Raw genomic sequence first — 24,874 nt, 5'->3', positions numbered from 1 at the left:
CAATGGATCATCCCAATCAATTATTATTTAATTACTAATTTACTTAAGTCACCCATTCGATCAGCTAAATTATTAACCTTTAATAATTGAGCCAAACGATTATTCTTTACCTTTTCATCCTTATCCAGAATCATATTACTTTCAAAGTAATTATTAATTACAGGTTGTAATTCTACAAAACCTTTATAAAGATCGGCAATACTCAAATTATTATTTTCTTCTAATGCATTTACGCCAGCATATAATTCTCCTTCACTAACATCTTGGAAAAGACTTTCATCAATGTTATTAGCATTTCTATATTTTGCTTTCTTCAAAATATTAGTAATTCTAGTCAAACTTTCTACTACTGGCTTAAAGTCATCATCATCATGATGCATTTGCAAGGTCTTAGCAGCAGCCAAAATTTGAATTGGATCTTGTTGACTAGATGCAAGCACAGCATCAATTACATCATAGTCATATTTTTCAACTTGTAATTGTTGCTTTACACGATCACGAATAAAGTCGGCAATTTCATTTTCAGCTTCGGCATCCTTAGGTAGCTTAGCTGCGGTCTTACCTGATAGTAATTGAATTAATTCTGGTAAAACATCTTTAATAGGAAGTGACCAACCTTCGTTTAATAAGATTCTTACAATTCCGTATGCATTTCTTCTTAATGCATATGGATCATTAGATGAGGATGGGATCATACCTGCACCGAAGAAGGAAATGATTGCATCAAGTTTATCTGCAATTGAAAGTAAAGAACCTACAGTAGTAGTTGGTAATTCACCTTCAGCACTAGTTGGCATATAACTTTCTTTAATTGCTACACTAACATTTTCATCTTCACCAATTAAGCGGGCATAGTGCATTCCCATGACACCTTGTAATTCAGCGAATTCACCAACCATTGAAGTAACAAGGTCAAATTTGTAGATATCACTAACTCGGTCAAAGTCTTTCATTTCAGTATCTGAAACATTAAACTTCTTACCAAGGTAATCACCAATAATTTGAACACGTGCCATATGTTCAGCTACTGAACCAATCTTATCATGGAAAGAAACATTCTTAAGCTTATCAACGAAGTGAGCTAATGGGTACTTCTTATCTTCATCATAGAAGAATTGAGCATCATCTAAACGAGCAACAAGAACTTTTTCATTACCAGCGATGACATTGTCTAAGTATTCACTATTTCCATTTCTAACTGAAATGAAGTGATTAATTAATTTGCCGTTTTCATCATAGACTTCAAAATATCTTTGATTATCCTTCATTGAAGTAATTAATACTTCATCAGGGATGTTCAAATATTTTTCATCAAAAGAACCAGCAAATACGGTTGGATATTCAACCAAATTAGTAACTTCTTCAAGTAAACCCTTGTCAATATTAACTTTCCAGTTATGTTGAGCAACGAGTTCTTGAATTTGGTTAAGAATCATACCCTTACGTTCATCAGCATTAGCAATTACGTATTGGCTCTTTAATGCTTCTTCATAATCATCAGCGTTAGCTAATACTACACTGTCGCCTAAGAAACGATGACCTTGAGTTTTACGACCAGCTACTACATCTAGTAACTTAACTGGCACTACTTCACTACCAAGTAAAGAAACCATCCAATGAATTGGACGAACAAATTCGAAGTCGTAGCTACCCCAGCGCATCTTAGTTGGGAAGGTCATTGCTTTAACAATATCACTCATTCCCATTAAGATATCGGAAGCTTTTTTACCTTCTTTTTGAACATGAACATAAGCATATTCAGTGCCCTTAAGCTCTTCAAAGTAAATGTCATCAGTAGTCATTCCTTGACCACGGACAAACCCTTGAGCAGCTTTTGTCCAATTGCCATCTTTATCTTGCGCAATCTTCTTAGCTGGGCCCTTTTTCACTTCATCAATATCTTCTTGTTTTTCAGCTAAATCTTCAACTAAAATCGTTAAACGACGTGGAGTTGAATAAGTCTTAATATCTTTAAAGGATAAACCATTTTCCTTTAAATACTTTTTAGTACGATCAGCTAATTGCTTAACACTTTTAGAAACAACGTGAGCTGGCATTTCTTCAGTGCCAATTTCAAATAAATAATCTTTAGTCATTGTTTTGCCCCGCTTTCTTAGTTTCTTCTTGGTGCTTTAATAATGGGAAGCCACGTTTTTCACGCTCTTCAACAAATCCCTTAGCAGCAAGATGAGCTAAGTTTCTAATTCTTGATAAGTACCCAGCTCTTTCAGTAACTGAAACTGCACCACGTGCATCAAGCAAGTTAAAGGTATGACTACATTTTAAGATGTAATCGTAAGCTGGATGAATTAGATTTTGACTCAACAAACGCTTAGCAGTAGCTTCGTAAATATCAAAGAACTTAAGTAATTGTTCTTGATTACTTTCTTCAAAAGCATACTTAGAATGTTCATATTCTGGTTGCTTGAAGATATCACGATACTTAACTCCATCACCCCATTCAAGATCAAAGACTGAGTTTACATCTTGAATGTAAGAAGCAAGACGTTCTACACCATAAGTAATTTCACTCATAGTTGGTTTAACATCAAGTTCTCCAACTACTTGGAAGTAAGTAAATTGAGAAACTTCCATTCCATCAAGCCATACTTCCCAACCAACACCGGCACAACCCATAGATGGGTTTGCCCAGTTATCTTCAACAAATCGAATATCGTGTTCAAGAGGTTCAATACCTAATACTCTTAAACTATCTAAATAGTATTGTTGAATGTCCTTTGGTGCAGGCTTAATAACTACTTGGAATTGGTGGTGTTGGTATAAACGATTAGGGTTATCACCATATCGACCATCGGCAGGTCTTCTTGAAGGTTCAACATAACAAGCTGCCCAAGGTTCTGGTCCAACAGCACGTAAAAATGTATATGGACTCATTGTCCCGGCACCTTTTTGTTCATCATATGAAGGCATAATCATACAACCTTTAGAGGCCCAGAACTGTTCCAATTTAAAAATCATATCCTGGATATTCAGTTTTTCTGACATCTATCTCTCTCCTCACAACATAGGCATAAAAAAAGCCTATGCAAAAATTGCATAGGGACGATTTACTTCGCGGTTCCACCCTAATTCAGGAAAATATTCTTCCTGCCCTTAATTAACAACTTTGACTAAAAGGTGCCTTTTCCCAAATGCACTTCCACCATTCTGCACTCGCTGTATTGGTACTTTTCTATTCCTTTATAGTTGTCAAAATACGTATCTATTTTATCATCTTTTATAAAAAAAGACTAGTAAGAAAACCTCACTAGTCTTTAAACGAATATAAAAAGTCAACAGCTAAAAAAGCGCCAATTCATCAAGAAATTTTTTAGTTTTTAAATTAAGATCCAGATAGTTAACGTACATCCGATCGATCACCTTGCCAGAGTACTTTTTTAATTGTGGATTAATTTTTATTTTCCCTAAACGATCAATATCAACTAAAGCTAGAGTACGAATCAAGGCTACTACTTTAGGATCTAGATGCATCCTTTGACTGACACTATTAAAGTGATCACTACAAATAATTCTACCTAATTCCATCGAGTAGTCAAACACACCTTGTACTTTACCACAAATTAGACAACGATCTAATTGTGGCGCTACTCCATATGCATTAAGCAACTTCAGTTGTACCATCTGGGTAATAATTGCCGCATCTTCTCCTGAATTTATCTTCAGCAACGCTTTCATAATCAAATCATAAAAACTTCCAATATCTTTATACTCAACAAAAGCATGGTCAAGCAAGTCTAAAACATAACTCGAATACGCATTCTTAGTTAAATCTAAATATAACTGGTCCAGCTGCTTTACATCCTTGAAAGTCCGCAGCGTACTGATTCCCTTCCAATTTGTATTTACAATATACTTTCCATAAGAGAAGTTAAGGGTTGCAGCTCCTAATCTGGACTTTGGTCTCAGTGCTCCTCTTACATCAATTGTAAAAATACCATGATCTTTAGTCATGATCTTGGTTAGAACATCTGCTTCTTTATATTTTTTTCTTTTAAAAATTAATCCTTGAACTTCACAAAGTTCACGTGCCATCTATCTTAATTCCTTAGCGTTGTAGCCAATAGATTTAAGAAAGGCAGGATCAGAACGCCAATTCTTTTGAACCTTAACCCATAGGCGTAAATTAACCTTTTCACCTAATAAAGCTTCAATTTCCTGACGTGCAGCAATTCCAATCTGCTTCAACATTTGACCTTTCTTGCCGATAATAATGCCCTTTTGACCGGGACGCTCAACATAAATTGTAGCCTCAACTTGAAGCTTGCCACCTTCATGATCCCGCATTCGGTCAACTACCACGGCCGTAGCATGCGGAACTTCTTCATGAGTGAGCTTCAAAACCTGCTCGCGAATTAATTCAGCTACAATAAAATATTCTGGACGGTCAGTCAATTGGTCTGCATCATAAAATTGCGGACCTTCGGGCAAATATTTAGCAATTGTTTTAATCAACTCGGAAACATTATTTCCTTGTGAAGCAGAAATTGGAACAATTTCAGCAAAATCGCCTAGATTCTTATATGAATCTATAATAGATAATAACTCATCTGGGTGGACTTTATCAATCTTATTTATCACTAAAAATACAGGCTTTTTAATTTTCTTAAGAAGTTCAGCAATATATTGGTCTCCCTTACCTGCTGGTTCAGGTTCAACCATAAATAAAACCACATCTACTTCGTCTAGAGCAGAGTAACTTGACTTATCCATAAAGTCATCTAATTTATTTTTTGGCTTATGAATCCCAGGAGTATCAATAAAAACTATTTGCTCCTGATCATCAGTATAAATACCTGAAATTTTATTTCTAGTGGTTTGTGGTTGTGGTGACATAATTGCCACTTTTTGCCCCACTAAATAATTCAAGAGAGTTGATTTACCAACATTAGGTCTACCAATTAAAGCTACAAAACCTGATTTAAAGTCTTTTTTTTCATCCATCATTGTTACATCCTTTTTATTTAAGTTTTAGTGAATTTGCTTTCCATGATTTTCTTGATCAGGATGAAGCGGAAGTCCATATTCACGTAAAACTTTACCTTGGATACCAAACATAATCTTGGCTTCATCATCTTCGATATGATCATAACCATTTAAGTGAAGGTATCCATGAACTAGTGTATAACCAAACTCCCGATTAAATCCAGTTTCATACTCTACACTATGTCTTTTGATAACTTCAGGGCAAAGAAATAAATCCCCAATATCTTCTACAAAATCAGGATCGTCACTAAAAGCACTCATAAAGTCTTCATCTAATCCATCTTCAATTGCAAAAGAGATTACATCAGTTGGACGATCTTTGCCGCGGTATTTCTTATTAATTTCATGGATTTTTTTGGAAGAAACAAAGTTAATACTCATTTCTTGAGCATTCTCTTTATGAATCTCTTTTTTTGCTGATAATAATAAGTTGCTAATCCATGGAATCCAATCTTTATCGCTATCTTTTAAGAAATTAACTTCATCATTAAAAGAAATATCTAAATTATTCAACTCTTAGTGTCCCTCTTCTTCATATGCTCTAACAATTTTGGCCACAACGGGATGACGAACAACATCATTAAAAGTAAAGTTAATAAATTTTACTTGCTCAATATTCTGTAAAATATGTTCAGCTTGTAATAATCCACTCTTTGCTTTTCCTGGCAAGTCAATTTGGGTCTGGTCCCCATTGACAACCATTTTAGAATTAAATCCTAATCTTGTTAAAAACATCTTCATTTGTGCCTGTGTTGTATTTTGTGCTTCGTCTAGAATTACAAAAGCATCATCCAAAGTTCTACCACGCATATATGCTAGAGGAGCTACTTCAATAACCCCACGTTCCATTAAACGGTTGGTTGGCTCTACACCTAAAATAGCATATAAAGAATCATAGATTGGTCTTAAATATGGATCAACTTTTTCTTTTAAATCACCTGGAAGAAATCCTAATGATTCGCCTGCTTCTACCGCTGGTCTAGTCAAAATAATCCGGGACACTTCTCCTTTTTTAAAGGCCGCAATCGCCATAACTACGGCTAGAAAAGTCTTTCCTGTACCAGCTGGTCCAATTCCAAAAACGACATCATATTTTTGAATAGCTTCAATATAGCGTTTTTGTCCCATATTCTTAACGCGAACTGGACGACCTTTAGCATCCCTAATTAGAATTTTATTATATAATTCTCCAAAAAATTCTAAAGTTCCCTTATCTGCCATCTTAATTGCGCTAACAACATCAGTTGCAGTAATAGTAACTCCACGGGTAACAACCTTATCCAAAGCAGTAAAAATTTGCATAATTTTCTTAACAATGCTTTCTTCTCCGGTTATTTCGATTTCACTACCAGTATCAGTTACCTGCACATCATAAGATTCTTCAATTAAACGCAAATTTGCATCGTTAATTCCAACTAAATTCATGATTGTTTCTGGTTTAGTTGGTGTAAATGTTGCTTCTATAGTAGTTTGTCCCACTTAAAATCCTCCGTTTAATAAAAGCTATTAGTTAAGCTTTTTACCAACAATTGAAGAAGCTGCTTTACCATCAGCCTTACCCTTAATTTTTGGCATTAAAGCTTGCATAACTTTACCAAAGTCTTTTTTAGAACTTGCTCCAACTTCTTTAATTGTTTCTTCAACAGTTTCTTCAAGTTCTTCCTTAGACATTTGCTTTGGCATGTATTTTTCAATTAATTTCATTTCATTCTTTGTTTGATTAATTAAATCATCTCTGCCAGCCTTAGTAAATTCTTCTAAAGATTCTTTGCGTTGTTTAAGAGCGCTAGACAAAACTGTTAATTCATCATCACTAGTTAGATCATGTCCCACTTTAATTTTATAATTCATTACTGCCGCCTTAAGCGAGCGAATTGTAGTTAAGGCTTCCTTATCTTTGGCTTTCATAGCTGTTTTCATATCTTGCATTAAAGTATCATTTAGTGACATTGTATTTAATTCTCCTCTTTAATCAAAACTTACACAGTCTATTTTAAACTTTTTATATAAAAAAAGCTCTTGATAGAAGAATTTTCTACCAGGAGCTTTTTCTATATTAATAATGTCTACGCTTACGAGCAGCTTCGGATTTTAACTTTCTCTTAACGCTTGGTTTTTCGTAGAATTCACGCTTGCGGTATTCTTGCAAGGTACCACTTCTAGAAACGGAACGTTTGAAACGACGAAGAGCATCATCAATAGACTCGTTTTCGTGAACGATTGTCTTAGCCATGTGAGATCCCTCCTTCCATTTCTTGGCACACAAATATGTGCCACAACAATATAGTTAAATTATAGCTAAACGAGAAAAAACGGTCAATAGTCGATTAACATTTTTCTTACTTATTTTGGTATAATTTAGATAATTAATGAGGTGAAATATATGACTGAAGAAAAAAAAGAAAATCAAAAAATTGTTAATTTAATTATTATCTCGGACTCTGTAGGTGATACAGCTTTCAATATGGTCCAAGCTGGTGCGGTGCAATATCCAAACATTAAATTTAACTACCGCCGCTATCCTTTTATTACAAATCGAGAAAAGCTAGAAAAAGTTTTTAGTGAAATCACAGAATTTGAAAACGTATTAATTGCCTTTACCTTGATTCACGAAGATGAACAATTGACTGTAATTAAATTTGCACGTGAACATAATATGAAATACGTCGACTTACTTTCTGGCGTAATTGATAACATTCATGCTTTAACTGGCGAAGAACCTAAACATGAAATTGGTGCTGTCCACCACATGGGTCAAAATTACTTTGATAGAATTTCTGCAATGGAATTTGCTGTTATGTATGATGACGGAAAAGATCCAAAAGGTTTCTTAGAAGCTGACGTTGTTTTACTTGGTGTTTCTCGAACTTCTAAGACTCCACTTTCTTTATTCTTAGCTAACAAAAATCTTAAGGTCGCTAATTTACCACTTGTACCTCAAACCCATATTCCCGATGAAATCTATAAGATTAATCCTAAGAAAATCATTGGTTTAACAAATGATCCGTCCGTTTTGAACGAGATCAGGCGACAAAGAATGATAGCCTATGGTTTGAACCCAGATACTACTTACTCTAATATGGATTCTATCAATGCAGAACTTGAAGCAGCTGATAAACTTTATAAAAAACTTGGTTGCTATGTAATTAACGTTGCTCATCGTTCAATTGAAGAAACAGCAGCACTAATTTTAGAACACCTCGGTATTGATGACTACGCTAAGTAACAAATAAAATTAAATATTTTAAAAAGATCTTTCATTAAATTTTGAAAGATCTTTTTTTGCTTCTATTATCTTTTATCATATCCAAAATGTTTTTTAGCCTGATCACTCATTTTCTCAGGACTCCAAACTGGGTACCAAACGAACTCAACATCAACATTTTTGACTTCAGGAACCTTCATAACCGCAGCATTAACTAATTCAATTAATACTTCTGTTAAAGGACAAGCTGGAGTGGTTAAAGTCATATTAATTAGACAAATTCCATCTTCATCTAAGTCAAGCTTGTAAACTAGTCCTAGATTAACAATATCTACCCCTAACTCCGGGTCTATGACAGTTGCTAGTTGATTAATAATATTTTGTTTAATTTCTTCACTAGTGCGCATTTTAAACATCTTTTCCAAAAATTCTAGCCTTAATAGCCTGTCCTGTTGGAGTGCCTGCTAATCCTCCAATACCAGTTTCTCTTAATGCTACTGGCATTTGATGGCCTACTTTTTTCATTGCTTCAATACATTCATCAGCCGGGATAACACTAGTACATCCAGCTAATGCCATATCAGCTGCAATTAGAGCGTTTCCAGCTCCAATTGCATTTCTTTTTACGCAGGGTACTTCTACTAGTCCCGCAATTGGATCACATACTAGTCCCAATAAATTAGACATCGCAATCGCTAAAGCTTGGGAGCTTTGCGCGGGCGTACCACCAGCTATTTCTACAGCCGCTGCTGCGCCCATTGCGGATGCTGAACCGACTTCTGCTTGGCATCCGCCGGTTGCCCCAGCAATTTCCGCATTATTTCCAATAACTAATCCCATTCCTCCTGCAGTAAAGAGAAAGCGAATCATTTGTTCTTCATTTAAGTCGAGCTTTTTTTCAAGCATAAATAAAATACCTGGAAGTGTGCCAGAAGAGCCAGCTGTTGGGGTTGCACAAATGACGCCCATCGCAGCATTTACTTCATTTGTTGCTACTGCATTTTGCACAGCTTCCATTATGAAATCACCAGAAAGAGTATGACCTTTTTCACGATATTTTTTTATTTTAATCGCTTCACCACCTGTTAAGCCAGTATGAGAAAATACTCCTTTACCAGTACTTCCCTCACTAACCGCAGCACGCATGGTTTCAAGATTATATTTCATTTTATTCCATACTTTTTCTCGTGATAATCCTGATAATTTGCATTCTTGTTCAATTATCAATTCTGAAATAGGTTTTTCTTGTTTTTCAGCGTCTGCAACAATTTCTTTAACGTGATTGTACATTAGTTTCTCATTTCATAAACAAACAATGTTTTTATATTTTTTCTTGAGTTCTCCAATTAAAGAAAGCTTGAAATAGTTTTGAATATCATATTCATAGATGTAGTATTCAGGGCTTTTATAAATTCTGCTTTCATTAAAAGGTGCCTTTTGTTGTAAAAAGGAAGTTAAGGATCTTTGATTTTTTATTTTTCTTTCTGGGTCAATCAATAAAACAATTGGTAACGTACCGCTTGGCTCAACCACAATATCATGGATTACTAGGCGTCGAATTTCGATTGCCCCACCACCAATGGAACAGCCTGCTAATTGAACTTTTTTATGACCGTCAGTCATATCTAAAATCGCCGTATTTGGGTGATGAATCGGGCTTTCTCCCTTTTCCTCTACAAACCTAATATCAATGCCGCGCTTACGGGCAATCTCCGGGGCTTTTGGTACTCGTAAGTCAGAAGTAGTAAAGCCCAAAATTCCTGCTGCAATTGCATAATCAGTACCATGTCCACGATGAGTTTGAGCAAAAGAGCCATAATAATGAACAGTAACCTTTTTAGGAACTCCTCCAAAAAGTTTGTTTCCTTCTCTGCCAATTGCTACTGCACCAGCTGTATGTGAACTAGACGGTCCAATCATAACTGGACCAATGATATCAAAAACACTTTTAAAACGATTTTCCATGTTAGATTTCCCTATATAAAAATATTTTCAAAGAAAAACGATCATTCCCTTTGTTATATAAAGTGAAATAATCGTTTTCTAGTAACATCTAAACTGGCGTCTGTTCTTTGAATCTTCCATATACCTTCGAAACTTCGCTTAAACTCATGAAGGCATACGGATCATTATTTAAGACAATATTATAAATGTCATACATATCATATTTATCAATTACCATTAATAAAACTGTCTTTTCAGTATGACTATATGCACCCTCTGCATCATGCAAAATCGTAATCCCACGATGCATTTTAGCCTGAATTCCATCAATAATATGTTTAGGATGTTCTGTTACGATTAAGACCTGCATCTTTTGATGTTGATTATAGACAGCATCTATTACCTTACCATTGACAAAGATGTTCAAAGCCGTATATAGAGCTCGAGTCCATCCAAATACAAAACCGGCACAGATTACGATAATTAGGTTAAAAAAGATATTTATTTGACCAAAACTTTTACCAGTTTTCTTTCGTAAGATAATTCCTAAGACGTCTAAGCCACCGGTAGAGATACCTGATTTTAAAGCTATCCCAGTACCAACACCATTAATTACTCCACCAAAAATTGCACAAATAATTGGATCATAGCTCATCTTAATTGGAGCAATAATTTTCATCATGATAGATGCCAATAAAACTGCAATTAAAGTAAAAATCGTAAAACGGTGGCCAATTTTAAACCATCCTAAAATAAATAATGGGATATTTAGTACAAAATACATTACTGATGTAGCTAATGTAAATGGCAAATATCGTTCTGATACCGACTGCAAAATTTGGGCAAAACCAGTAATTCCAGAAGCATAAATTTTACCAGGTTGCCAGAAAAAGTTTAAGGCGATAGCAACGGCTAAAGCATAAAACAAAGCTGCTGATAACTTTGAAATTAAAATATGGCGTCGCGAAAGCCTTTCTAATGTACTCATAATTTTCCTCTTTTACTATGTTTATAACGTATCTAGTGTAAAGATATTTATAGTTAAAAACAAGTCTATTTTTTCCAATGTTTTTTGATAAATTGTTCTCTCCCTCCGGCCTCTTCTAAAGCATACCGAGCTGGATCTTTTTTATAAAAATCTTGATGGTAATCTTCAGCCAAATAGAAAGGCTTTGCTGGTTCAATACGGGTTACAATTGGATCTGAAAACTTATTTGAATCTGCTAAAGATTTACGTGATTGTTCAGCAATTTCTTTTTGTTCAAGTGAATTATAGTAAATAACTGGTTGATATTGACTGCCGCGATCTTGAAACTGTCCCATAGCATCAGTTGGATCAGTAACTTGCCAATAAATATTAACCAAATCCTCATAAGATAGTTTATTTGGATCATAAGTAATGCGAACCGCCTCAGTATGCCCAGTTAATCCCGTACAAACTTGTTCGTAAGTAGGGTTAGGCACGACTCCACCGGTATAACCTGATTCGACCTTTATGACACCAGGATATGTATCGAAAGGAGCAACCATGCACCAGAAACAACCGCCAGCAAAGATAGCTGTGTCATACTGCGTTTTTTCATTGTTATCAAGGGATTTAACGTCTTTCATACTTTTCACTAACTTTCTAAAAAAATCAATATTTATCAAAATTGTGGTACTTTTTAGGTTCCTATTTCTTTTAATTCATTCATATATATTATTAATGGAAATTACCCTTAAAGCAAAAAAGTCACTCTAGAACATCAGATCTAAAATAACTTTCTTTTTATATTTACTTGCTTTCCTTTAACTTTGCTTTTCTTTCCTCTATATAACTTTCTATGGCTTTTAAATCTTCTTCAGTCGCCAACTTAAGAATAAAGTTCTTTGCAGTGGATCGTTTAACTATGTAATTCTTTCTAGCTTTATTATTTTCATCCCATTTTTTATTAGCTTTTTTTCTAGCTTCTGTTAGTTTAATCATTAAATATCATCTTTCTAATCAAATATAAAACAACTCTAAGTGATATTGTATATTGCTATGATAACAGATTTATAGTTTCTTTCTTAGTCATAATATTTAGCTTTATAGCCTACAAGGCTGTTAAGTGCATCGATTAGCCGGCGTTTATATTAAATCTATTTTCAAAACAACACTTTACATAATTATTTTAACGTAATAAATATAAATTTATTTTATCTGCAAAAGAAAAAAATCCATCTCTTGATTATATAAAATCAAAAGATGGATTTTAAATAAAACTAATTTTCATAAATATCATTAAGCGCTTTTTCAAATTCAGGAAGCCAGCTCATTTTATATCCAGCACGAGTGGGATGAATATCATCAACCATATATAGTTGACGCTCTTTTTCACTATAGTTAAAGTTCTTATCATCCCACATATTAAGAAACTTAAACTTCCATTTCTTTTGTAATTCTTTTGTAGCTTCTACTAATTCACCGTATTTTTCAGAATCAAAAGATGGATTAGAATAAATCAAAACGGGACAATTCCAAGTCTTTTTAACATACTCTAAAATGAATTCAATTGCTCCAATACTAGTTGTAATATCATATTTGTCACTTTCACTAATTTTACCTAAAGGAATATCAGCTTTAGCATCATTAGTTGAAAGCTGCAAAACAAACGCACTTATATTTTCTAAAATTGGGAGTTTCTCTAAGCGTGCCACATAAGAATTATCACCATTTTCAGCTAAGGTTGTTCCTGAAACAGCTTCTTTAAATGGATAAATCCCATCTTTTTTCCTTAAATAATCTACGAATGATTCACTTAAGGCACCTGCACCATAAGTAACAGAACTTCCTAAAAAGGCAATCTGCTTATCTTGAAGCTTACTATTGGTAGCCTGACTCGCACTTACACTGTATTCAACCTGATTACCAGAGGCTTTAACTATCTTTGTCAAAAAGTCTTCATGTTGACCAGCAAACTCTAATAATTCAGGAATATTTTCTTCTGGAACCTTCAAATTATCAAAAACTTGTATTAAATTCATGATCCTATTCCTCAAATATTTTTTTATATTGATTATAGCCTTCCTCTTCTAGCTTATCATATGGAATGAATTTTAAGGAAGCAGAATTAATACAATACCGTAAGCCTCCCTGATCAACTGGTCCATCAGTAAAAACATGACCTAAGTGGGAATCAGCAATGGGGCTTTTCACTTCTGTTCGCTCCATTCCATGAGATTGATCCCGTTTATAACTTAATTTTTTTATTGGCTTCGTAAAACTCGGCCAACCACAGCCTGCATCATATTTATCTTGACTTGAAAAAAGTGGTTCACCAGAAACTACATCGACATAAATTCCTTTTTGGTTGAAATCGTTATATTTTCCACTAAAAGGCATTTCAGTTGCTGCATGTTGTGTAACTTCATATTGTTCATAATTTAATTTTTTAAGAGCTTCTTTTTTATCAAACATTTTTTCACCTTCTAAAATTAAAGATATCAAATTTTAACATAAAAATGTTGTCTCATGATTTTTGTTTCTATACAATAATCTATAATATTAGAGGGGGATTTTTATGCCAAAATTAGCAAATGATTTATCACTTACAAAAAATACACGATTAAATTCTTTAGGACCTTCAAAAATTAGAGCTTTTGATGAAAAAGCTTCTCAAATCCCAGGAATTATTAAATTAACGATTGGAGAACCGGATTTAAATACACCAGATCATGTTAAAGATGCGGCTATTGCCGATATTAAAGCAAACGACTCGCATTATGCACCACAAGCAGGTAAGCCTGAGTTATTAGAGGCTATCAGCAACTATCTCGATCGCAGCCTTGATGTTAAATACGATCCAAAAACTGAAATTTGTGTTACAGTTGGAGCTACTGGAGCTTTAAATGATGTATTCATGTCAATTTTAAATCCAGGTGATAAGATTTTAGTTCCTACGCCAGTATGGGCACTCTACTTTCAACTAATTAAATTAACCGGAGCTATCCCAGTTCAAATTGATACTTCAAAAGATGATTTTATCCTGACTCCTGAACATCTTGAAACAGTACTAGAAAATGAAGGAAAAGGCGCCAAAGCAATCATTTTAACTGATCCATCTAATCCAACAGGTCGTGTTTATCCAGCAGCCACTTTAAAGGCACTTTCAGAGATTATTACCAAGTACCATCTCTTCTCGGTTACGGACGAAATATATGGTGAATTGGTTTACGATAATAATGTTCATCATTCTTTATCTCAATATATTCCTGAGCGCAATATTCTAATTTCAGGACTTTCAAAAGCATACGCAATGACTGGGTGGCGTTTAGGATATATTGCAGCTCCTGCAGATATTATGAAAACTATTCAAAAAGTAAATGCTTTTCTTGTTACCTCCGTAACCGATAATGTTCAGGCTGCTGCAATTGAAGCACTAAATAATGGACAAGCAGATCCTCTTGAAGCACGCAAAATTTACGAAGACAGATTGGAATTTATGAAAACTGGTTTAGAAAAATTAGGCTTTGAAATGTCTACACCTCAAGGAGCCTTCTATATTTTTGCTAAGATTCCTGATACTTTTGGTACCGACGACGAAGCCTTCGCTAATGAATTAGCCACTAAAGCAAAAGTTGGTGTGACTCCAGGTCGCTATTTCGGTAAGGGCGGTCAAGGATATGTTAGAATGTCTTACGCTTCTTCGACCGAACAATTACAAGAAGCCTTAAAACGAATTGCAAAATTTGTTGAAAATATTTAAATAAATAAAAAAATTGCATTACTTACTTTAATAGTTAGGTAATGCAATTTTTTGTTACTCAAATTTTTAACTAAGATTATTCATCCCAAGTTGAGTTCTTATCAGCATCTTCTTGAGCTTCTTTTTCAAGGCGTTGTTCTGTTTCCTTAACGCTGTCTTCATATTGCTTTTCAACTTCAATACCAATATCTGTTAATTGTTTATCAGCAACTGGAGCTGGAGCATGCATCATTGGCTCAGAAGCAGAAGCAGTCTTTGGAAAGGCAGTAACGTCACGAATGTTGTCCTTACCTGCTAACATCATAGCTAATCGATCAAGACCAATAGCAAGACCAGCATGTGGTGGGAATCCCATATCTAAAGCGTCCATTAAGTAACCAAATTGTTCATAAGCACGCTTCTTAGTGAAACCTAAAGCCTTAAACATCTTTTCTTGAATTGAGCGTTTGTGGATACGGATTGATCCACCACCCATTTCATCTCCGTTCATAACAATATCGTATGAACGTGCATGAGCTTTATGAGGATCAGTATCTAACAACTTAATACCTTCGTCATCTGGCATAGTGAATGGGTGGTGAGCAGCAATCCAGCGACCTAAACCTTCATCATACTCAAACAATGGCCAGTCAACTACCCATACAAAGTCAAAGACACCTTCTGGAATAATACCAGTTTCATGAGCAAATTCACGACGTAGGTGATCAAGTGAATCGGTAACAACCTTCCACTTGTCAGCAACAATAACGATTAATTCGCCGCCTTCAAGATCAAATTCTTTCTTCAAAGCTTCTTTGTTTTCATCAGTTAAGAAACGAGCAATAGGTCCTGAAAATTCGCCATCTTCATATTTAACCCAAGCTAAACCTTTAGCATTGTAGCGCTTGATGTAGTCTTGTTTTTCTTCAATCTTCTTACGTGAATATTCTTTAGCACCATTCTTAACAGCAATACCTTTAACTACACCACCATCAGCAATTGCACCAGAGAATACCTTAAAGTCACTATCTTTGAAGATTGGGCTTAAATCATGAAGGTACATTTCATAACGAGTATCAGGCTTGTCAGAACCATACTTGTTCATTGCTTCGTCCCAGGTAATGCGCTTGATTGGAGTCTTTAAATCGATGTTCATAACATCTTTCATAATCTTCTTTAAAAGACCTTCAGTATAGTCTTGAACACCTTGTTCATCTAAGAAAGAAGTTTCCATATCGATTTGAGTAAATTCCGGTTGACGGTCACCACGTAAGTCTTCGTCACGGAAACAACGAGCTAATTGATAGTATTTATCAAAGCCAGCACCCATTAATAATTGTTTAAATAATTGTGGTGATTGTGGCAAAGCATAAAAACTACCTGGGTAAATTCTTGAAGGAACTAAGTAGTCACGAGCACCTTCAGGAGATGATTTACCTAAAATTGGAGTTTCAATATCAATAAAGCCTTGTTCATCGAAGTATTCGTGAACTGCCTTCAAAATCTTTGAACGTAAAATAATTGCTCTTTGAAGAGTTGGACGACGTAAATCAAGGTAGCGGTACTTCAAACGAGTTTGTTCTGCCGCATTAATATCATCTTTGATCTCAAATGGTGGTACTTTTGATTTGTTTAGTACGTCAATTTCAGTAGCATCTACTTCAACTTCACCAGTCTTCATTTCTGGGTTTACACTTGAACGCTTAACTACTTTTCCCTTTACTTCAATTACATCTTCATTATTCAATGAATCAGCAATTTCCATTAACTTTTCACCGGAATCTTTGTTAACAACAACTTGTACGATTCCTTCACGGTCACGAAGGTCAATGAAAACTAAGTTTCCTAAATTACGAACACGTTGAACCCAACCATAAAGGGTTACTTCTTGTCCTTCATATTTGCTAGTAATATTACCAGCGTAATCAGTTCTTTTGTCCATATGTTCCATGTTAATCCTCCAATTTATTTATAACATCTTGCATATTATTTATATCTTCTAAGCTAAGATCGATAGTTTTACCATCACTTAAACGCTTAATATTTAAAACGCCATTTTCTAATTCTTTAGCTCCCAAGGTAATTACAAATGTTGCATGAACGCGATCAGCTTTTCTAAACTGTTGTTTAAGCTTCTTTTGGTCAACATCATATTGTGCACTAAAGCCTTGTTCACGTAAACTACGTGCAACTTCAACAGCTTTAAACTCAGTTCCTGCACCAATATTAGTAATAAAGAAATCTATTCCTTCTTCTTGGAAAAGGTCTGGATTTTGCTCTTTCAATACAAGCATTAATCTTTCTTCCCCAATACCAAAACCAACTGCAGGTGTTTCTGGTCCATCAAACTCTTCAACTAAGTGGTTGTAGCGTCCTCCACCTAAAATTGTCGTTGCTGATTCCCATAGATTCTTATCTTCAACCATGAACTCAAAAATAATTCCAGTGTAGTAATCAAGACCACGAACTAAATCATCATCCATTACATAGTTAATGCCCAATTGCTCTAACATATCAGTAATTGTTTTAAAGTTTTCCCGAGATTCATCATCTAAGTAATCAACAATCTTAGGAGCATTAGGTAAAAACTTCTTATCTCGTTCATCTTTTGAATCCAAGATTCTTAATGGATTTTGACTTAAGCGACGTTGTGAATCTTCAGAAAGTTGATCTTTAACTGGTGTAAAGTAATTTACCAAAGCATCATGATATGCTTCACGAACTTGAGCATTACCTAAACTGTTAATGTGTAATTCATAATTTTTAACACCTAATTCAGCGAGTAAATCATGTGCCATCATTAAAGTTTCTACATCTGCTAATGGACTGTCAGAGCCAAAACTTTCAACACCAATCTGGTGGAATTCACGTTGACGACCGGCTTGTGGTCTTTCATATCTAAAAGTATTGTCAATGTAGTAAACGCTAAATGGCTTTACAACATCTGGTCCATAAAGCTTATTTTCTACATAAGCACGAACTACACCAGCAGTTCCTTCAGGACGCAATGCAATGTGACGACCACCCTTATCGTTAAAGTCGTACATTTCTTTTGAAACAACGTCTGAAGTTTCACCACTAGAACGTGAAAAAACTTCATAATTTTCAAAACTAGGTGTTCTTATCTCACGGTAATTAGCTCTTTTAAAAAAGTTCCTAGCGATAGATTCTACTTTTTCCCATGAACCAGATTCTCCTGGCAAAATATCGACTGTACCTTTTGGTCTTTGAACTTTCATTTAATCATCCTTTAATATATTAATAAAAAAGCGCCCTTGAACTGAGTCAAGGGCGCAATAAATTAGCACGGTACCACCTTTTGCTTGCTGCGATTAACGCTCGCGAAACGATCCATTATCTGCTAAAGGTGTCACAGATCGCAACCTATCCGCTATTCTCACCAAACAAGCGGTCTCTGAGATAGATCATGCTAATCTACATTCTTCGTCATCGATAATTCCTTTTTAGCTTATATTTTTCAGTCAACAAAGTCAACCTTTGTAAGCCTTTACTTAAATATTTTAAATGTCTAATACAATTGTAAAGGGACCATCATTTTCTAAACTAACCTGCATGTCAGCACCAAATTCACCTGTCTCAACATGGAAGCCTTTATCCTCTAGTTCATGATTAAAGTCTTCCCATAATTGTTTTGACTTAGGTGGACGCATAGCTTCTACAAAACTTGGTCGATTTCCTTTTTTAGTATTTGCTAGCAAGGTAAACTGACTAACGCTTAGAATTTCACCATTAACATCTTTCAAAGATAAATTAGTTTTACCCTCTTTATCTTCAAAAATACGCATTTTAGCAATTTTATCAGCTGCTTTTTTAACTTGTTCTAATTCATCGCCATTCCGTAAGCCCACTAATAAAAGAAAACCACGCTTAATTTTACCTACGACTTCATTATCAATAGCAACTTGTGCCTTATTTACTCTTTGAATAACAACACGCATTAATTAATTGACCTCTTTGCTTCATAAACATTTGGCACATCCCTCATTCGACTTAAAATATCTTCCAAATGAGCTGCATCTCTAACTGAGACAGTTGCATAAATATGAGCCATGTTATTACTATCTACTTTTCCAGAAATATTGACAATATTCTTAGTTTTAGAATTTAGGGCATTGATTACATCACTTAAGAGACGGGAACGATTAAAACCATAAATTTCAATGTCAGCATTATAGTTCTCTTTATTCTTATCTTTAGCGATATTTTCCCAAGCAACATCAATCAGTCGACCCTGCTTTTTAGCTTCTTCGGTTATATTCGGACAATCTGCACGGTGAATAGTTACCCCGCGTCCTTTAGTTACATAACCAATAATTGGATCACCAGGAACAGGATTACAACATTTAGCTAAATGCAGCATTAAGTCAGATACACCCTGGACCATAACCCCATTATTATGCTTAACACGCATAATATCTGCTGGAGCATCTGAATCGTTATCTTCTTCAGTACTTTGCTGACCAGCGTTCATGATTTTCTCTTCAAGTTGACGTTGCTTTTCATCTTCAGCTTTTTTACGTAAATCTTCAGTTAAACGATTTGCGACTGTTGCCGCAGAAACTTCACCATACCCAACTGCAGCAAACAACTCTTCATCGTTGTGATAGTTGAAATGATCAATAACTCGCTGAACATCAGCTTTAGTCATGAATTCTTTAGGAACTAAATCACGATTTGATAATTCTTGTTCAATCATGTTTTGTCCCTTTTCAATGTTTTCTTCTCTATCTTCAGTCTTAAAGAAGCGCTTGATTTTATTACGAGCACGTGAAGTTTTAACTAAGTTAACCCAGTCGCGAGATGGACGAGCTGATGCTTGAGTTAACATTTCAACGATGTCACCAGTTTTTAATTTGTAGTCTAGGGGAACAATTTTACCATTAATTCTAGCCCCAACAGAATGTGCACCAACTTCTGAGTGAATCATGTAGGCAAAATCTAAAGGAACTGAGCCTTTAGGAAGTTCATAAACATCGCCTTTAGGTGTAAAAACATATACCCTATCTGAGAAGATATCTGTTTTAACACTCTTCATAAATTCATGAGAATCTTTGGTCTCATTTTGGAGCTCAAGAATTTCTTGGAACATGTTGAGCTTTTTATTTGCATCTGTTTGCTCAACTTCTCCCTTGACGCCTTCTTTATATGCCCAGTGAGCCGCGACACCGTATTCAGCAACTTGGTGCATAGCCTCTGTTCTAATTTGGATTTCTAGCGGCTTGCCTCCAGGTCCAATAATTGTAGTATGAAGAGATTGATAGCCATTTACCTTTGGAACGGCAATATAGTCCTTAAAACGACCTGGCATTGGCTTCCATTTAGTATGAACTGCACCTAAAACAGCGTAACAATCTTTCACAGATTTAACTATTACTCGAACAGCTAATAAGTCATAAATCTCGCTAAAGTCTTTGTGCTTATTAACCATTTTTTTATAAATTGAATAAATATGTTTTGGACGACCATAAATCTCATACTTAATGCCTAAGCTATCTAAAGTTTGCTTCAAAGTCGAAATTGCATCCGCAATATATCCTTCACGCTCACTTCGCTTAGACTGCATTAAATTAACAATCCGATAATATTGTTGTGGGTTGAGATAATGTAAACTCATATCTTCAAGTTCCCACTTAATCGTTCCAATACCTAAACGATCAGCAAGAGGAGCATAGATATCTAAAGTTTCGTCTGCAATTCTTCTTTGTTTATCTGGGCGCAAATGGTCTAAAGTATGCATATTATGTAAACGGTCGGCTAATTTAACCATGATTACGCGTAAATCTTTAGCCATCGCAATTAACATCTTACGGTGATTATCAGCCAAGTATTCTTCATGGCTCTTAGATTTATATTGAATCTTACTTAATTTAGTCACACCATCAACAATAAATGCAACGTCCTTACCAAATTTTTCTTTGATATCATCGTTAGTTACAGGTGTATCTTCAACCGTATCATGTAAATATCCAGCCGCTACTGTGTCAGGATCTAAACGTAAAGTTGCCAATGTTCCAGCAACTTGAGTGGGATGAATGATATAAGGTTGTCCGGAAACTCTGAATTGACCCTCATGTGCTTTCTTAGCAAATTCATATGCTGATTCAACAAAAGCTAAGTGTTCATCATTCATATATTTCTTACATTCAGCAAGAACTTCTTCATGAGTCATTTCATGATATTTTGACATAACGTATCACCTATTCTTTATTTCTTTTCTTTGTAAAAATCATCATGCCATAAACCAAATAATTCAAAACTTAAATATACTAAGCACAATAAGAAGTTATATTTAGCAAAGTGAATGAAAACTGCAATAGCAAAAACTACAGGAAAAAGAAGTAGCCACCAACAGCTTAACTTTCTAATTTGCATAATACGACCAATTTGGTAGCTTAAATAAGTATTAAAAATAAAGAAAACTAGTCCAATTCGCCAAACTCGACTTAGATGAACGAGTGGACAGATAATCCAAACAATTACTCCTAATAAAGTTAACCAAATAAGAGGCATAAATGATTTTTCATTTATTTTACTCCATGAAGCCTTAAAATTAAAATTTTTCTTTTCTTCACTATTTTTCTTCATTTTTCGCTTACCTTTTCTTTTAATTAATATTTTTAATTTGGTTTTCTAGCAATTAATAGTCCAATCCAGCGGCCTTCTTGCATTTTCATTTTAATTACAAAATTATTCTCTTCTAGCGCCCTCTCTATCTTGGGAAGTTGTAAATAATCAATTCCTGAAAAAATAATTTTACCATTTTCATTCAAATGATTATCTAGATCCGGAATTAATTCTAACAGAATATCAGCTAAAATATTTGCCACGATTAGATCATATTTTTCATCAATATCTTTTAACAAATTAGCCTTACGCACATCAATATTATCAATATTATTTAAGGCAATATTTTCTTTAGCGGCAGTAACAGCTTCATCAGAGATGTCAGTTCCTAATACATGGCTTGCTCCTAACTTACTTGCAGCAATTGCCAAAATACCAGAGCCAGTACCAACATCTAAAACAGACATCGGCTTAACTAAAGCACGTTCCATAGCAAGCAAAACTAACTGTGTTGTCGTATGCCCACCAGTACCAAAGGCAAGTCCTGGATCTAAACGAATCAGTTGTTGATCAGAGAAAGCCGGTTGATAGTCTTCCCATTCGGGAACGATAGCTAAATGTCTTGAAAAGTCAATCACATGATAGTATTTTTGCCAAGCTGTATTCCAATCTTCATCAGCCACTTCCTTAGTGCTAATTGAAACGTTGCCAGCATCTAAGCCATAACCCTTCATTTCAGCTATTTTATCAGTAATTTTTTGAATTATCTTCTTTTTATCAGCATTTTCATACTCAAAATATGCTGTTAATTCTAAATCTTCAGGTAGGTTTTCAATATCATCTAGTTCAACTAAACTACTATCATGTTTTTGACCCTCTAAAACAAAGTCGCTACGCTTACGACTTTCAATTCCCTGTGCATCCAGTTCATCTTGCATGAAGAAACTTAATCCATCTTCTAATTCATGACTACATTCAACTTTTATTGCTAATAATTTCACTAATCTTGTCCCCCTTTTGACATGTTAAATTCTCACGTTTATGATATTAAAAGGTGAGAAAAATGTCGAAAAAAAATAAAAAGAAAAAACTTAATAAAACTTTGATTGAGAAGATGCTCGACCAACAAAAGATTCCATATAAACAATTACAATTCGCCACAGTTCAAAAAGGCGATGTTAAACAAATGGATACTTCCATTTTAGACGATGAAGAGGCTTTGGTCTACAAAACCTTGGTATGTGAGGGAAATAAAAATAGTCCTGTAGTTGGAGTTGTTCCTGTTACCGAGCACTTAAGTATGAAAAAACTTGCTAAAGCTTCTGGTAACAAAAAATGTGAATTACTTCCACTTAAGAAGTTAGTCGCAACTACTGGTTATGTTCATGGGGCCAACACTCCAATTGGAATTTACCAAAAGCATCATTTTCCTATTTATTTAGATAGCAGCATGAAAGAACATGATCAAATTGCTGTTTCAAGTGGGGAGGTTGGTAGAAGTATCATGATCAATCCTAATGATTTACAAAAAGTCACTAATGCCACTTTCGTTGATTTATTAGAGTAATAAGATTAAGTAAAAAGCTTCTCATGACTAGAAAAATAATTCTAGTTTTGAGAAGCTTTTTTAGCTACTTTTTAACGATTTTTACCCATCTAAACACACCGTAAATTATTAATAGTACCCAACTAAGGATGGAAATATACAGTAAAATTGTAAACCAAATTGGGGTCTTGAATGAAAGAATTGCTGTATTCTTTCCTTTCTTTGCTTGCACTATCGGCATTCCGATTTCATTACACTTAGGCGATACCTTTTTACCATTTACTACTAGTACTGATTGTCTGTAGAAAACAATTGGTAAAGTAGAATCTTTCCCATCACTAGTCCAACTTATATTTAATTTACCATTACTTGCAGCTTCTTTTTCAAAACCCTCTCCATTATTAAAAATAAGTGTTCCAGAAACCAAGCCACTTACCTTCCAAGAATTTATTTGCTTTTTTAGTGGTAGATAATCTGGATTGCCAGGAGGATTACTATCAATAAATTTACTTAAATCATGATCTCTAAATTGATTAACACGTTCAACATTAGTTTTTACTTTATTAAATTTAATAATATTTCCTCGTAAATCTGCTCTCAGAGAAAATAAACATACGAAAATTAGTAAACACTCTACAAATACTTTAAACTGAAAATCATAACGATTGATTAGATTTACGACAGTAAGCCCCATACTTAGAAATAGTAGCGGATAAGCTACTGCTGTAAATCTATTAAGAAACTGGAAGTAGTTTGAAAATGATGGAAAATACTTTTCTACTACTCTCCATGGGAATAAATCTGAACTTATAAATAAAAAAGCAAGTCCCTCAATAGTTAAAAATGTGTTTAATTTAGATACACGATAATTAAATGCAACATAAACTGTTTGTAAACCAAATAAGAGTAGAACTGCTTCCTGAATTTCAGTCCACATTGTTATTGTGCCGTTTGATTTAAGGTGTAGGACTGTTAGCGCCGGTGAAAAATCTAATGGCGCTGACATTGTATTTTTTGGATATAGTACTAAAAATGCACCCCATACATTTGCAGTTAAAATCAAACATAGAACTACCGCTTTTAAAGTATCTACCCACATTCTTTTTTTGTTTTTTGTAGTTACCAAACCATAAACAAAAAGTGGGATTAAAGCCAAAATTGCTTGTAAGGTACTTAATAAATGGACTTGGGCAACAATTGCCATCGTAATTGCAAGACTTATCCAATTAAAATGTTTTTTATCATCGTTAAATAAATTTATTCCTTGAATTAAAACATAGGGCATTAAGGCCGCTCCCCATGCATTAAAACTATTTGATGGAATACAATAACTTATATATCCGCAAAGTAAAAACAGCGTACTCACAATTAAAGCAACTGTTCGTGATAATTTTACTTTTCTGGCGAGAATATACATCCCAAAACCGGCAACTATAAAAATTAAATAAACAAGTATAATCTGATAATTAAACCACGAGCCCGCACTTAATAACAAACTTCCCATTAAATAAGCAAAGAATGGACCATAAATTGCATTAACTATCCGCCCTGTTTCTCCCATCCCATAATTCATTTGAAAATAAGAAAAATTATGGTTTTTTATTTGCTGAGCAGTATCGTAAAATCTACTGAAATGAAAAATAGTATCTGATCCCGTAAGAGCAACATTATTAAATAATTGCGGAATTTGTAGTATAGTCGCTAGCAATATACTTAAAATTAGTGGCAAACCATACTCAATTAATTTTTCCTTGTATTTATTCATAAATTATATTTTATCCTCCAAGTAATATTTTCAATCCAACTTTTCAATTGTATCATTTATTGTTTTTCCTTTTTACACTTGTTAACAAATAATAGAGTCAATTAATCTATAAAAATAAA

General features: G+C 34.4%; 26 protein-coding genes. 3 read left to right on the top strand and 23 right to left on the bottom strand.

The window, feature by feature from the left end; translation table 11 throughout:
* Nucleotides 1-23 precede the first annotated feature (23 nt).
* The 8 genes from glyS to rpsU all read right to left on the bottom strand — a co-directional run bounded on the left by glyS (nt 24) and on the right by rpsU (nt 7,237).
* Nucleotides 24-2,096 carry a glycine--tRNA ligase subunit beta gene (gene glyS / locus GTO82_RS04170; protein WP_180873900.1) on the bottom strand — a complete coding sequence of 691 codons (2,073 nt, stop codon included), beginning with the start codon at nt 2,094-2,096 and terminating at the stop codon, nt 24-26.
* Nucleotides 2,089-3,006 (bottom strand): glycine--tRNA ligase subunit alpha, encoded by a 918-nt coding sequence (glyQ, locus tag GTO82_RS04165; protein WP_180873898.1) that lies wholly within the window; start codon nt 3,004-3,006, stop codon nt 2,089-2,091. Before glyQ ends, glyS begins: the two co-directional genes overlap by 8 nt.
* A gap of 294 nt (nt 3,007-3,300) precedes the next feature.
* Nucleotides 3,301-4,053, bottom strand: coding sequence for a DNA repair protein RecO (gene recO / locus GTO82_RS04160; RefSeq protein WP_180873896.1), 753 nt, complete (start codon nt 4,051-4,053; stop codon nt 3,301-3,303).
* Nucleotides 4,054-4,965 (bottom strand): GTPase Era, encoded by a 912-nt coding sequence (era, locus tag GTO82_RS04155; RefSeq protein WP_004897196.1) that lies wholly within the window; start codon nt 4,963-4,965, stop codon nt 4,054-4,056.
* Nucleotides 4,966-4,989: 24 nt separating this feature from the next.
* Nucleotides 4,990-5,517 carry an rRNA maturation RNase YbeY gene (gene ybeY, locus GTO82_RS04150; protein WP_061399924.1) on the bottom strand — a complete coding sequence of 176 codons (528 nt, stop codon included), beginning with the start codon at nt 5,515-5,517 and terminating at the stop codon, nt 4,990-4,992.
* 3 nt (nt 5,518-5,520) lie between these two features.
* On the bottom strand, nt 5,521-6,429 hold the full coding sequence (locus GTO82_RS04145) for a PhoH family protein (protein WP_180874079.1): 909 nt from the start codon (nt 6,427-6,429) through the stop codon (nt 5,521-5,523).
* An 81-nt stretch (nt 6,430-6,510) separates the two neighbouring features.
* Nucleotides 6,511-6,954, bottom strand: coding sequence for a GatB/YqeY domain-containing protein (locus GTO82_RS04140; protein ID WP_004895110.1), 444 nt, complete (start codon nt 6,952-6,954; stop codon nt 6,511-6,513).
* A gap of 106 nt (nt 6,955-7,060) precedes the next feature.
* Nucleotides 7,061-7,237, bottom strand: a complete 177-nt coding sequence (gene rpsU, locus GTO82_RS04135; protein WP_003647180.1) for a 30S ribosomal protein S21 — start codon at nt 7,235-7,237, stop codon at nt 7,061-7,063.
* A gap of 150 nt (nt 7,238-7,387) precedes the next feature.
* Here rpsU and GTO82_RS04130 point away from each other — a divergent pair, with 150 nt between their 5' ends.
* Entirely contained in the window at nt 7,388-8,230 is an 843-nt protein-coding gene (locus tag GTO82_RS04130) for a pyruvate, water dikinase regulatory protein (protein ID WP_180873894.1), read from the top strand.
* 65 nt (nt 8,231-8,295) lie between these two features.
* Here GTO82_RS04130 and GTO82_RS04125 read toward each other — a convergent pair whose 3' ends face one another.
* The 8 genes from GTO82_RS04125 to msrB all read right to left on the bottom strand — a co-directional run bounded on the left by GTO82_RS04125 (nt 8,296) and on the right by msrB (nt 13,592).
* The gene (locus tag GTO82_RS04125; protein ID WP_180874078.1) at nt 8,296-8,616 is read right to left on the bottom strand and encodes a metal-sulfur cluster assembly factor; all 321 of its coding nucleotides are present in this window, start codon (nt 8,614-8,616) and stop codon (nt 8,296-8,298) included.
* Between the two features lies 1 nt (nt 8,617).
* The gene (sdaAA, locus tag GTO82_RS04120) at nt 8,618-9,499 is read right to left on the bottom strand and encodes an L-serine ammonia-lyase, iron-sulfur-dependent, subunit alpha (protein ID WP_180873892.1); all 882 of its coding nucleotides are present in this window, start codon (nt 9,497-9,499) and stop codon (nt 8,618-8,620) included.
* A gap of 12 nt (nt 9,500-9,511) precedes the next feature.
* A complete protein-coding gene (locus tag GTO82_RS04115) occupies nt 9,512-10,174 on the bottom strand; it encodes a serine dehydratase beta chain (protein WP_180873890.1) in 663 nt (220 codons plus the stop codon).
* An 88-nt stretch (nt 10,175-10,262) separates the two neighbouring features.
* A complete protein-coding gene (locus GTO82_RS04110) occupies nt 10,263-11,141 on the bottom strand; it encodes a YitT family protein (protein ID WP_011162146.1) in 879 nt (292 codons plus the stop codon).
* Between the two features lie 65 nt (nt 11,142-11,206).
* Nucleotides 11,207-11,764, bottom strand: coding sequence for a peptide-methionine (S)-S-oxide reductase MsrA (msrA, locus tag GTO82_RS04105; RefSeq protein ID WP_180873889.1), 558 nt, complete (start codon nt 11,762-11,764; stop codon nt 11,207-11,209).
* Nucleotides 11,765-11,927: 163 nt separating this feature from the next.
* Nucleotides 11,928-12,119 carry a hypothetical protein gene (locus GTO82_RS04100; RefSeq protein WP_180873887.1) on the bottom strand — a complete coding sequence of 64 codons (192 nt, stop codon included), beginning with the start codon at nt 12,117-12,119 and terminating at the stop codon, nt 11,928-11,930.
* 278 nt (nt 12,120-12,397) lie between these two features.
* Nucleotides 12,398-13,159, bottom strand: coding sequence for an SGNH/GDSL hydrolase family protein (locus GTO82_RS04095; RefSeq protein WP_180873886.1), 762 nt, complete (start codon nt 13,157-13,159; stop codon nt 12,398-12,400).
* Nucleotides 13,160-13,163: 4 nt separating this feature from the next.
* A complete protein-coding gene (gene msrB / locus GTO82_RS04090) occupies nt 13,164-13,592 on the bottom strand; it encodes a peptide-methionine (R)-S-oxide reductase MsrB (RefSeq protein ID WP_014567394.1) in 429 nt (142 codons plus the stop codon).
* A gap of 103 nt (nt 13,593-13,695) precedes the next feature.
* Here msrB and GTO82_RS04085 point away from each other — a divergent pair, with 103 nt between their 5' ends.
* Nucleotides 13,696-14,880, top strand: coding sequence for an aminotransferase class I/II-fold pyridoxal phosphate-dependent enzyme (locus GTO82_RS04085; RefSeq protein WP_180873884.1), 1,185 nt, complete (start codon nt 13,696-13,698; stop codon nt 14,878-14,880).
* A 76-nt stretch (nt 14,881-14,956) separates the two neighbouring features.
* Here GTO82_RS04085 and aspS read toward each other — a convergent pair whose 3' ends face one another.
* The 6 genes from aspS to prmA form a co-directional block, all read right to left on the bottom strand.
* Entirely contained in the window at nt 14,957-16,810 is a 1,854-nt protein-coding gene (gene aspS / locus GTO82_RS04080; protein ID WP_180873882.1) for an aspartate--tRNA ligase, read from the bottom strand.
* 1 nt (nt 16,811) lies between these two features.
* Complete coding sequence (gene hisS, locus GTO82_RS04075) at nt 16,812-18,098, bottom strand: histidine--tRNA ligase (protein ID WP_004897182.1); 1,287 nt, start codon at nt 18,096-18,098, stop codon at nt 16,812-16,814.
* Nucleotides 18,099-18,380: 282 nt separating this feature from the next.
* On the bottom strand, nt 18,381-18,818 hold the full coding sequence (gene dtd / locus GTO82_RS04070) for a D-aminoacyl-tRNA deacylase (RefSeq protein ID WP_086874948.1): 438 nt from the start codon (nt 18,816-18,818) through the stop codon (nt 18,381-18,383).
* Nucleotides 18,818-21,067, bottom strand: coding sequence for a RelA/SpoT family protein (locus tag GTO82_RS04065; protein WP_011162153.1), 2,250 nt, complete (start codon nt 21,065-21,067; stop codon nt 18,818-18,820). Before GTO82_RS04065 ends, dtd begins: the two co-directional genes overlap by 1 nt.
* A 17-nt stretch (nt 21,068-21,084) precedes the next feature.
* Nucleotides 21,085-21,465, bottom strand: a complete 381-nt coding sequence (locus GTO82_RS04060; RefSeq protein WP_004897179.1) for a hypothetical protein — start codon at nt 21,463-21,465, stop codon at nt 21,085-21,087.
* Between the two features lie 32 nt (nt 21,466-21,497).
* Nucleotides 21,498-22,445 (bottom strand): 50S ribosomal protein L11 methyltransferase, encoded by a 948-nt coding sequence (gene prmA / locus GTO82_RS04055; protein ID WP_180873880.1) that lies wholly within the window; start codon nt 22,443-22,445, stop codon nt 21,498-21,500.
* A gap of 62 nt (nt 22,446-22,507) precedes the next feature.
* Here prmA and ybaK point away from each other — a divergent pair, with 62 nt between their 5' ends.
* The gene (gene ybaK / locus GTO82_RS04050) at nt 22,508-23,011 is read left to right on the top strand and encodes a Cys-tRNA(Pro) deacylase (protein ID WP_023599516.1); all 504 of its coding nucleotides are present in this window, start codon (nt 22,508-22,510) and stop codon (nt 23,009-23,011) included.
* 64 nt (nt 23,012-23,075) lie between these two features.
* Here ybaK and GTO82_RS04045 read toward each other — a convergent pair whose 3' ends face one another.
* Nucleotides 23,076-24,755 carry a cell division protein gene (locus tag GTO82_RS04045; protein ID WP_180873878.1) on the bottom strand — a complete coding sequence of 560 codons (1,680 nt, stop codon included), beginning with the start codon at nt 24,753-24,755 and terminating at the stop codon, nt 23,076-23,078.
* Nucleotides 24,756-24,874: the final 119 nt, after the last annotated feature.

Source organism: Lactobacillus johnsonii (assembly GCF_013487865.1).
Classification (GTDB): Bacteria; Bacillota; Bacilli; order Lactobacillales; family Lactobacillaceae; genus Lactobacillus; species Lactobacillus johnsonii_A.
The sequence above is the reverse complement of the archived record's forward strand: the minus strand, read 5'-3'. Positions and strand labels throughout refer to the sequence as shown.

Bases quoted from the DNA above. Each gene is read 5' to 3' on its own strand.
- glyS (WP_180873900.1), bottom strand. From the start codon at position 2,096: ATGACTAAAGATTATTTATTTGAAATTGGCACTGAAGAAATGCCAGCT.
- glyQ (WP_180873898.1), bottom strand. From the start codon at position 3,006: ATGTCAGAAAAACTGAATATCCAGGATATGATTTTTAAATTGGAACAG.
- recO (WP_180873896.1), bottom strand. From the start codon at position 4,053: ATGGCACGTGAACTTTGTGAAGTTCAAGGATTAATTTTTAAAAGAAAA.
- era (WP_004897196.1), bottom strand. From the start codon at position 4,965: ATGATGGATGAAAAAAAAGACTTTAAATCAGGTTTTGTAGCTTTAATT.
- GTO82_RS04145 (WP_180874079.1), bottom strand. From the start codon at position 6,429: ATGAATTTAGTTGGAATTAACGATGCAAATTTGCGTTTAATTGAAGAA.
- GTO82_RS04140 (WP_004895110.1), bottom strand. From the start codon at position 6,954: ATGTCACTAAATGATACTTTAATGCAAGATATGAAAACAGCTATGAAA.
- rpsU (WP_003647180.1), bottom strand. From the start codon at position 7,237: ATGGCTAAGACAATCGTTCACGAAAACGAGTCTATTGATGATGCTCTT.
- GTO82_RS04130 (WP_180873894.1), top strand. From the start codon at position 7,388: ATGACTGAAGAAAAAAAAGAAAATCAAAAAATTGTTAATTTAATTATT.
- GTO82_RS04125 (WP_180874078.1), bottom strand. From the start codon at position 8,616: ATGCGCACTAGTGAAGAAATTAAACAAAATATTATTAATCAACTAGCA.
- sdaAA (WP_180873892.1), bottom strand. From the start codon at position 9,499: ATGTACAATCACGTTAAAGAAATTGTTGCAGACGCTGAAAAACAAGAA.
- GTO82_RS04115 (WP_180873890.1), bottom strand. From the start codon at position 10,174: ATGGAAAATCGTTTTAAAAGTGTTTTTGATATCATTGGTCCAGTTATG.
- GTO82_RS04110 (WP_011162146.1), bottom strand. From the start codon at position 11,141: ATGAGTACATTAGAAAGGCTTTCGCGACGCCATATTTTAATTTCAAAG.
- msrA (WP_180873889.1), bottom strand. From the start codon at position 11,764: ATGAAAGACGTTAAATCCCTTGATAACAATGAAAAAACGCAGTATGAC.
- GTO82_RS04100 (WP_180873887.1), bottom strand. From the start codon at position 12,119: ATGATTAAACTAACAGAAGCTAGAAAAAAAGCTAATAAAAAATGGGAT.
- GTO82_RS04095 (WP_180873886.1), bottom strand. From the start codon at position 13,159: ATGAATTTAATACAAGTTTTTGATAATTTGAAGGTTCCAGAAGAAAAT.
- msrB (WP_014567394.1), bottom strand. From the start codon at position 13,592: ATGTTTGATAAAAAAGAAGCTCTTAAAAAATTAAATTATGAACAATAT.
- GTO82_RS04085 (WP_180873884.1), top strand. From the start codon at position 13,696: ATGCCAAAATTAGCAAATGATTTATCACTTACAAAAAATACACGATTA.
- aspS (WP_180873882.1), bottom strand. From the start codon at position 16,810: ATGGAACATATGGACAAAAGAACTGATTACGCTGGTAATATTACTAGC.
- hisS (WP_004897182.1), bottom strand. From the start codon at position 18,098: ATGAAAGTTCAAAGACCAAAAGGTACAGTCGATATTTTGCCAGGAGAA.
- dtd (WP_086874948.1), bottom strand. From the start codon at position 18,818: ATGCGTGTTGTTATTCAAAGAGTAAATAAGGCACAAGTTGCTATTGAT.
- GTO82_RS04065 (WP_011162153.1), bottom strand. From the start codon at position 21,067: ATGTCAAAATATCATGAAATGACTCATGAAGAAGTTCTTGCTGAATGT.
- GTO82_RS04060 (WP_004897179.1), bottom strand. From the start codon at position 21,465: ATGAAGAAAAATAGTGAAGAAAAGAAAAATTTTAATTTTAAGGCTTCA.
- ybaK (WP_023599516.1), top strand. From the start codon at position 22,508: ATGTCGAAAAAAAATAAAAAGAAAAAACTTAATAAAACTTTGATTGAG.
- GTO82_RS04045 (WP_180873878.1), bottom strand. From the start codon at position 24,755: ATGAATAAATACAAGGAAAAATTAATTGAGTATGGTTTGCCACTAATT.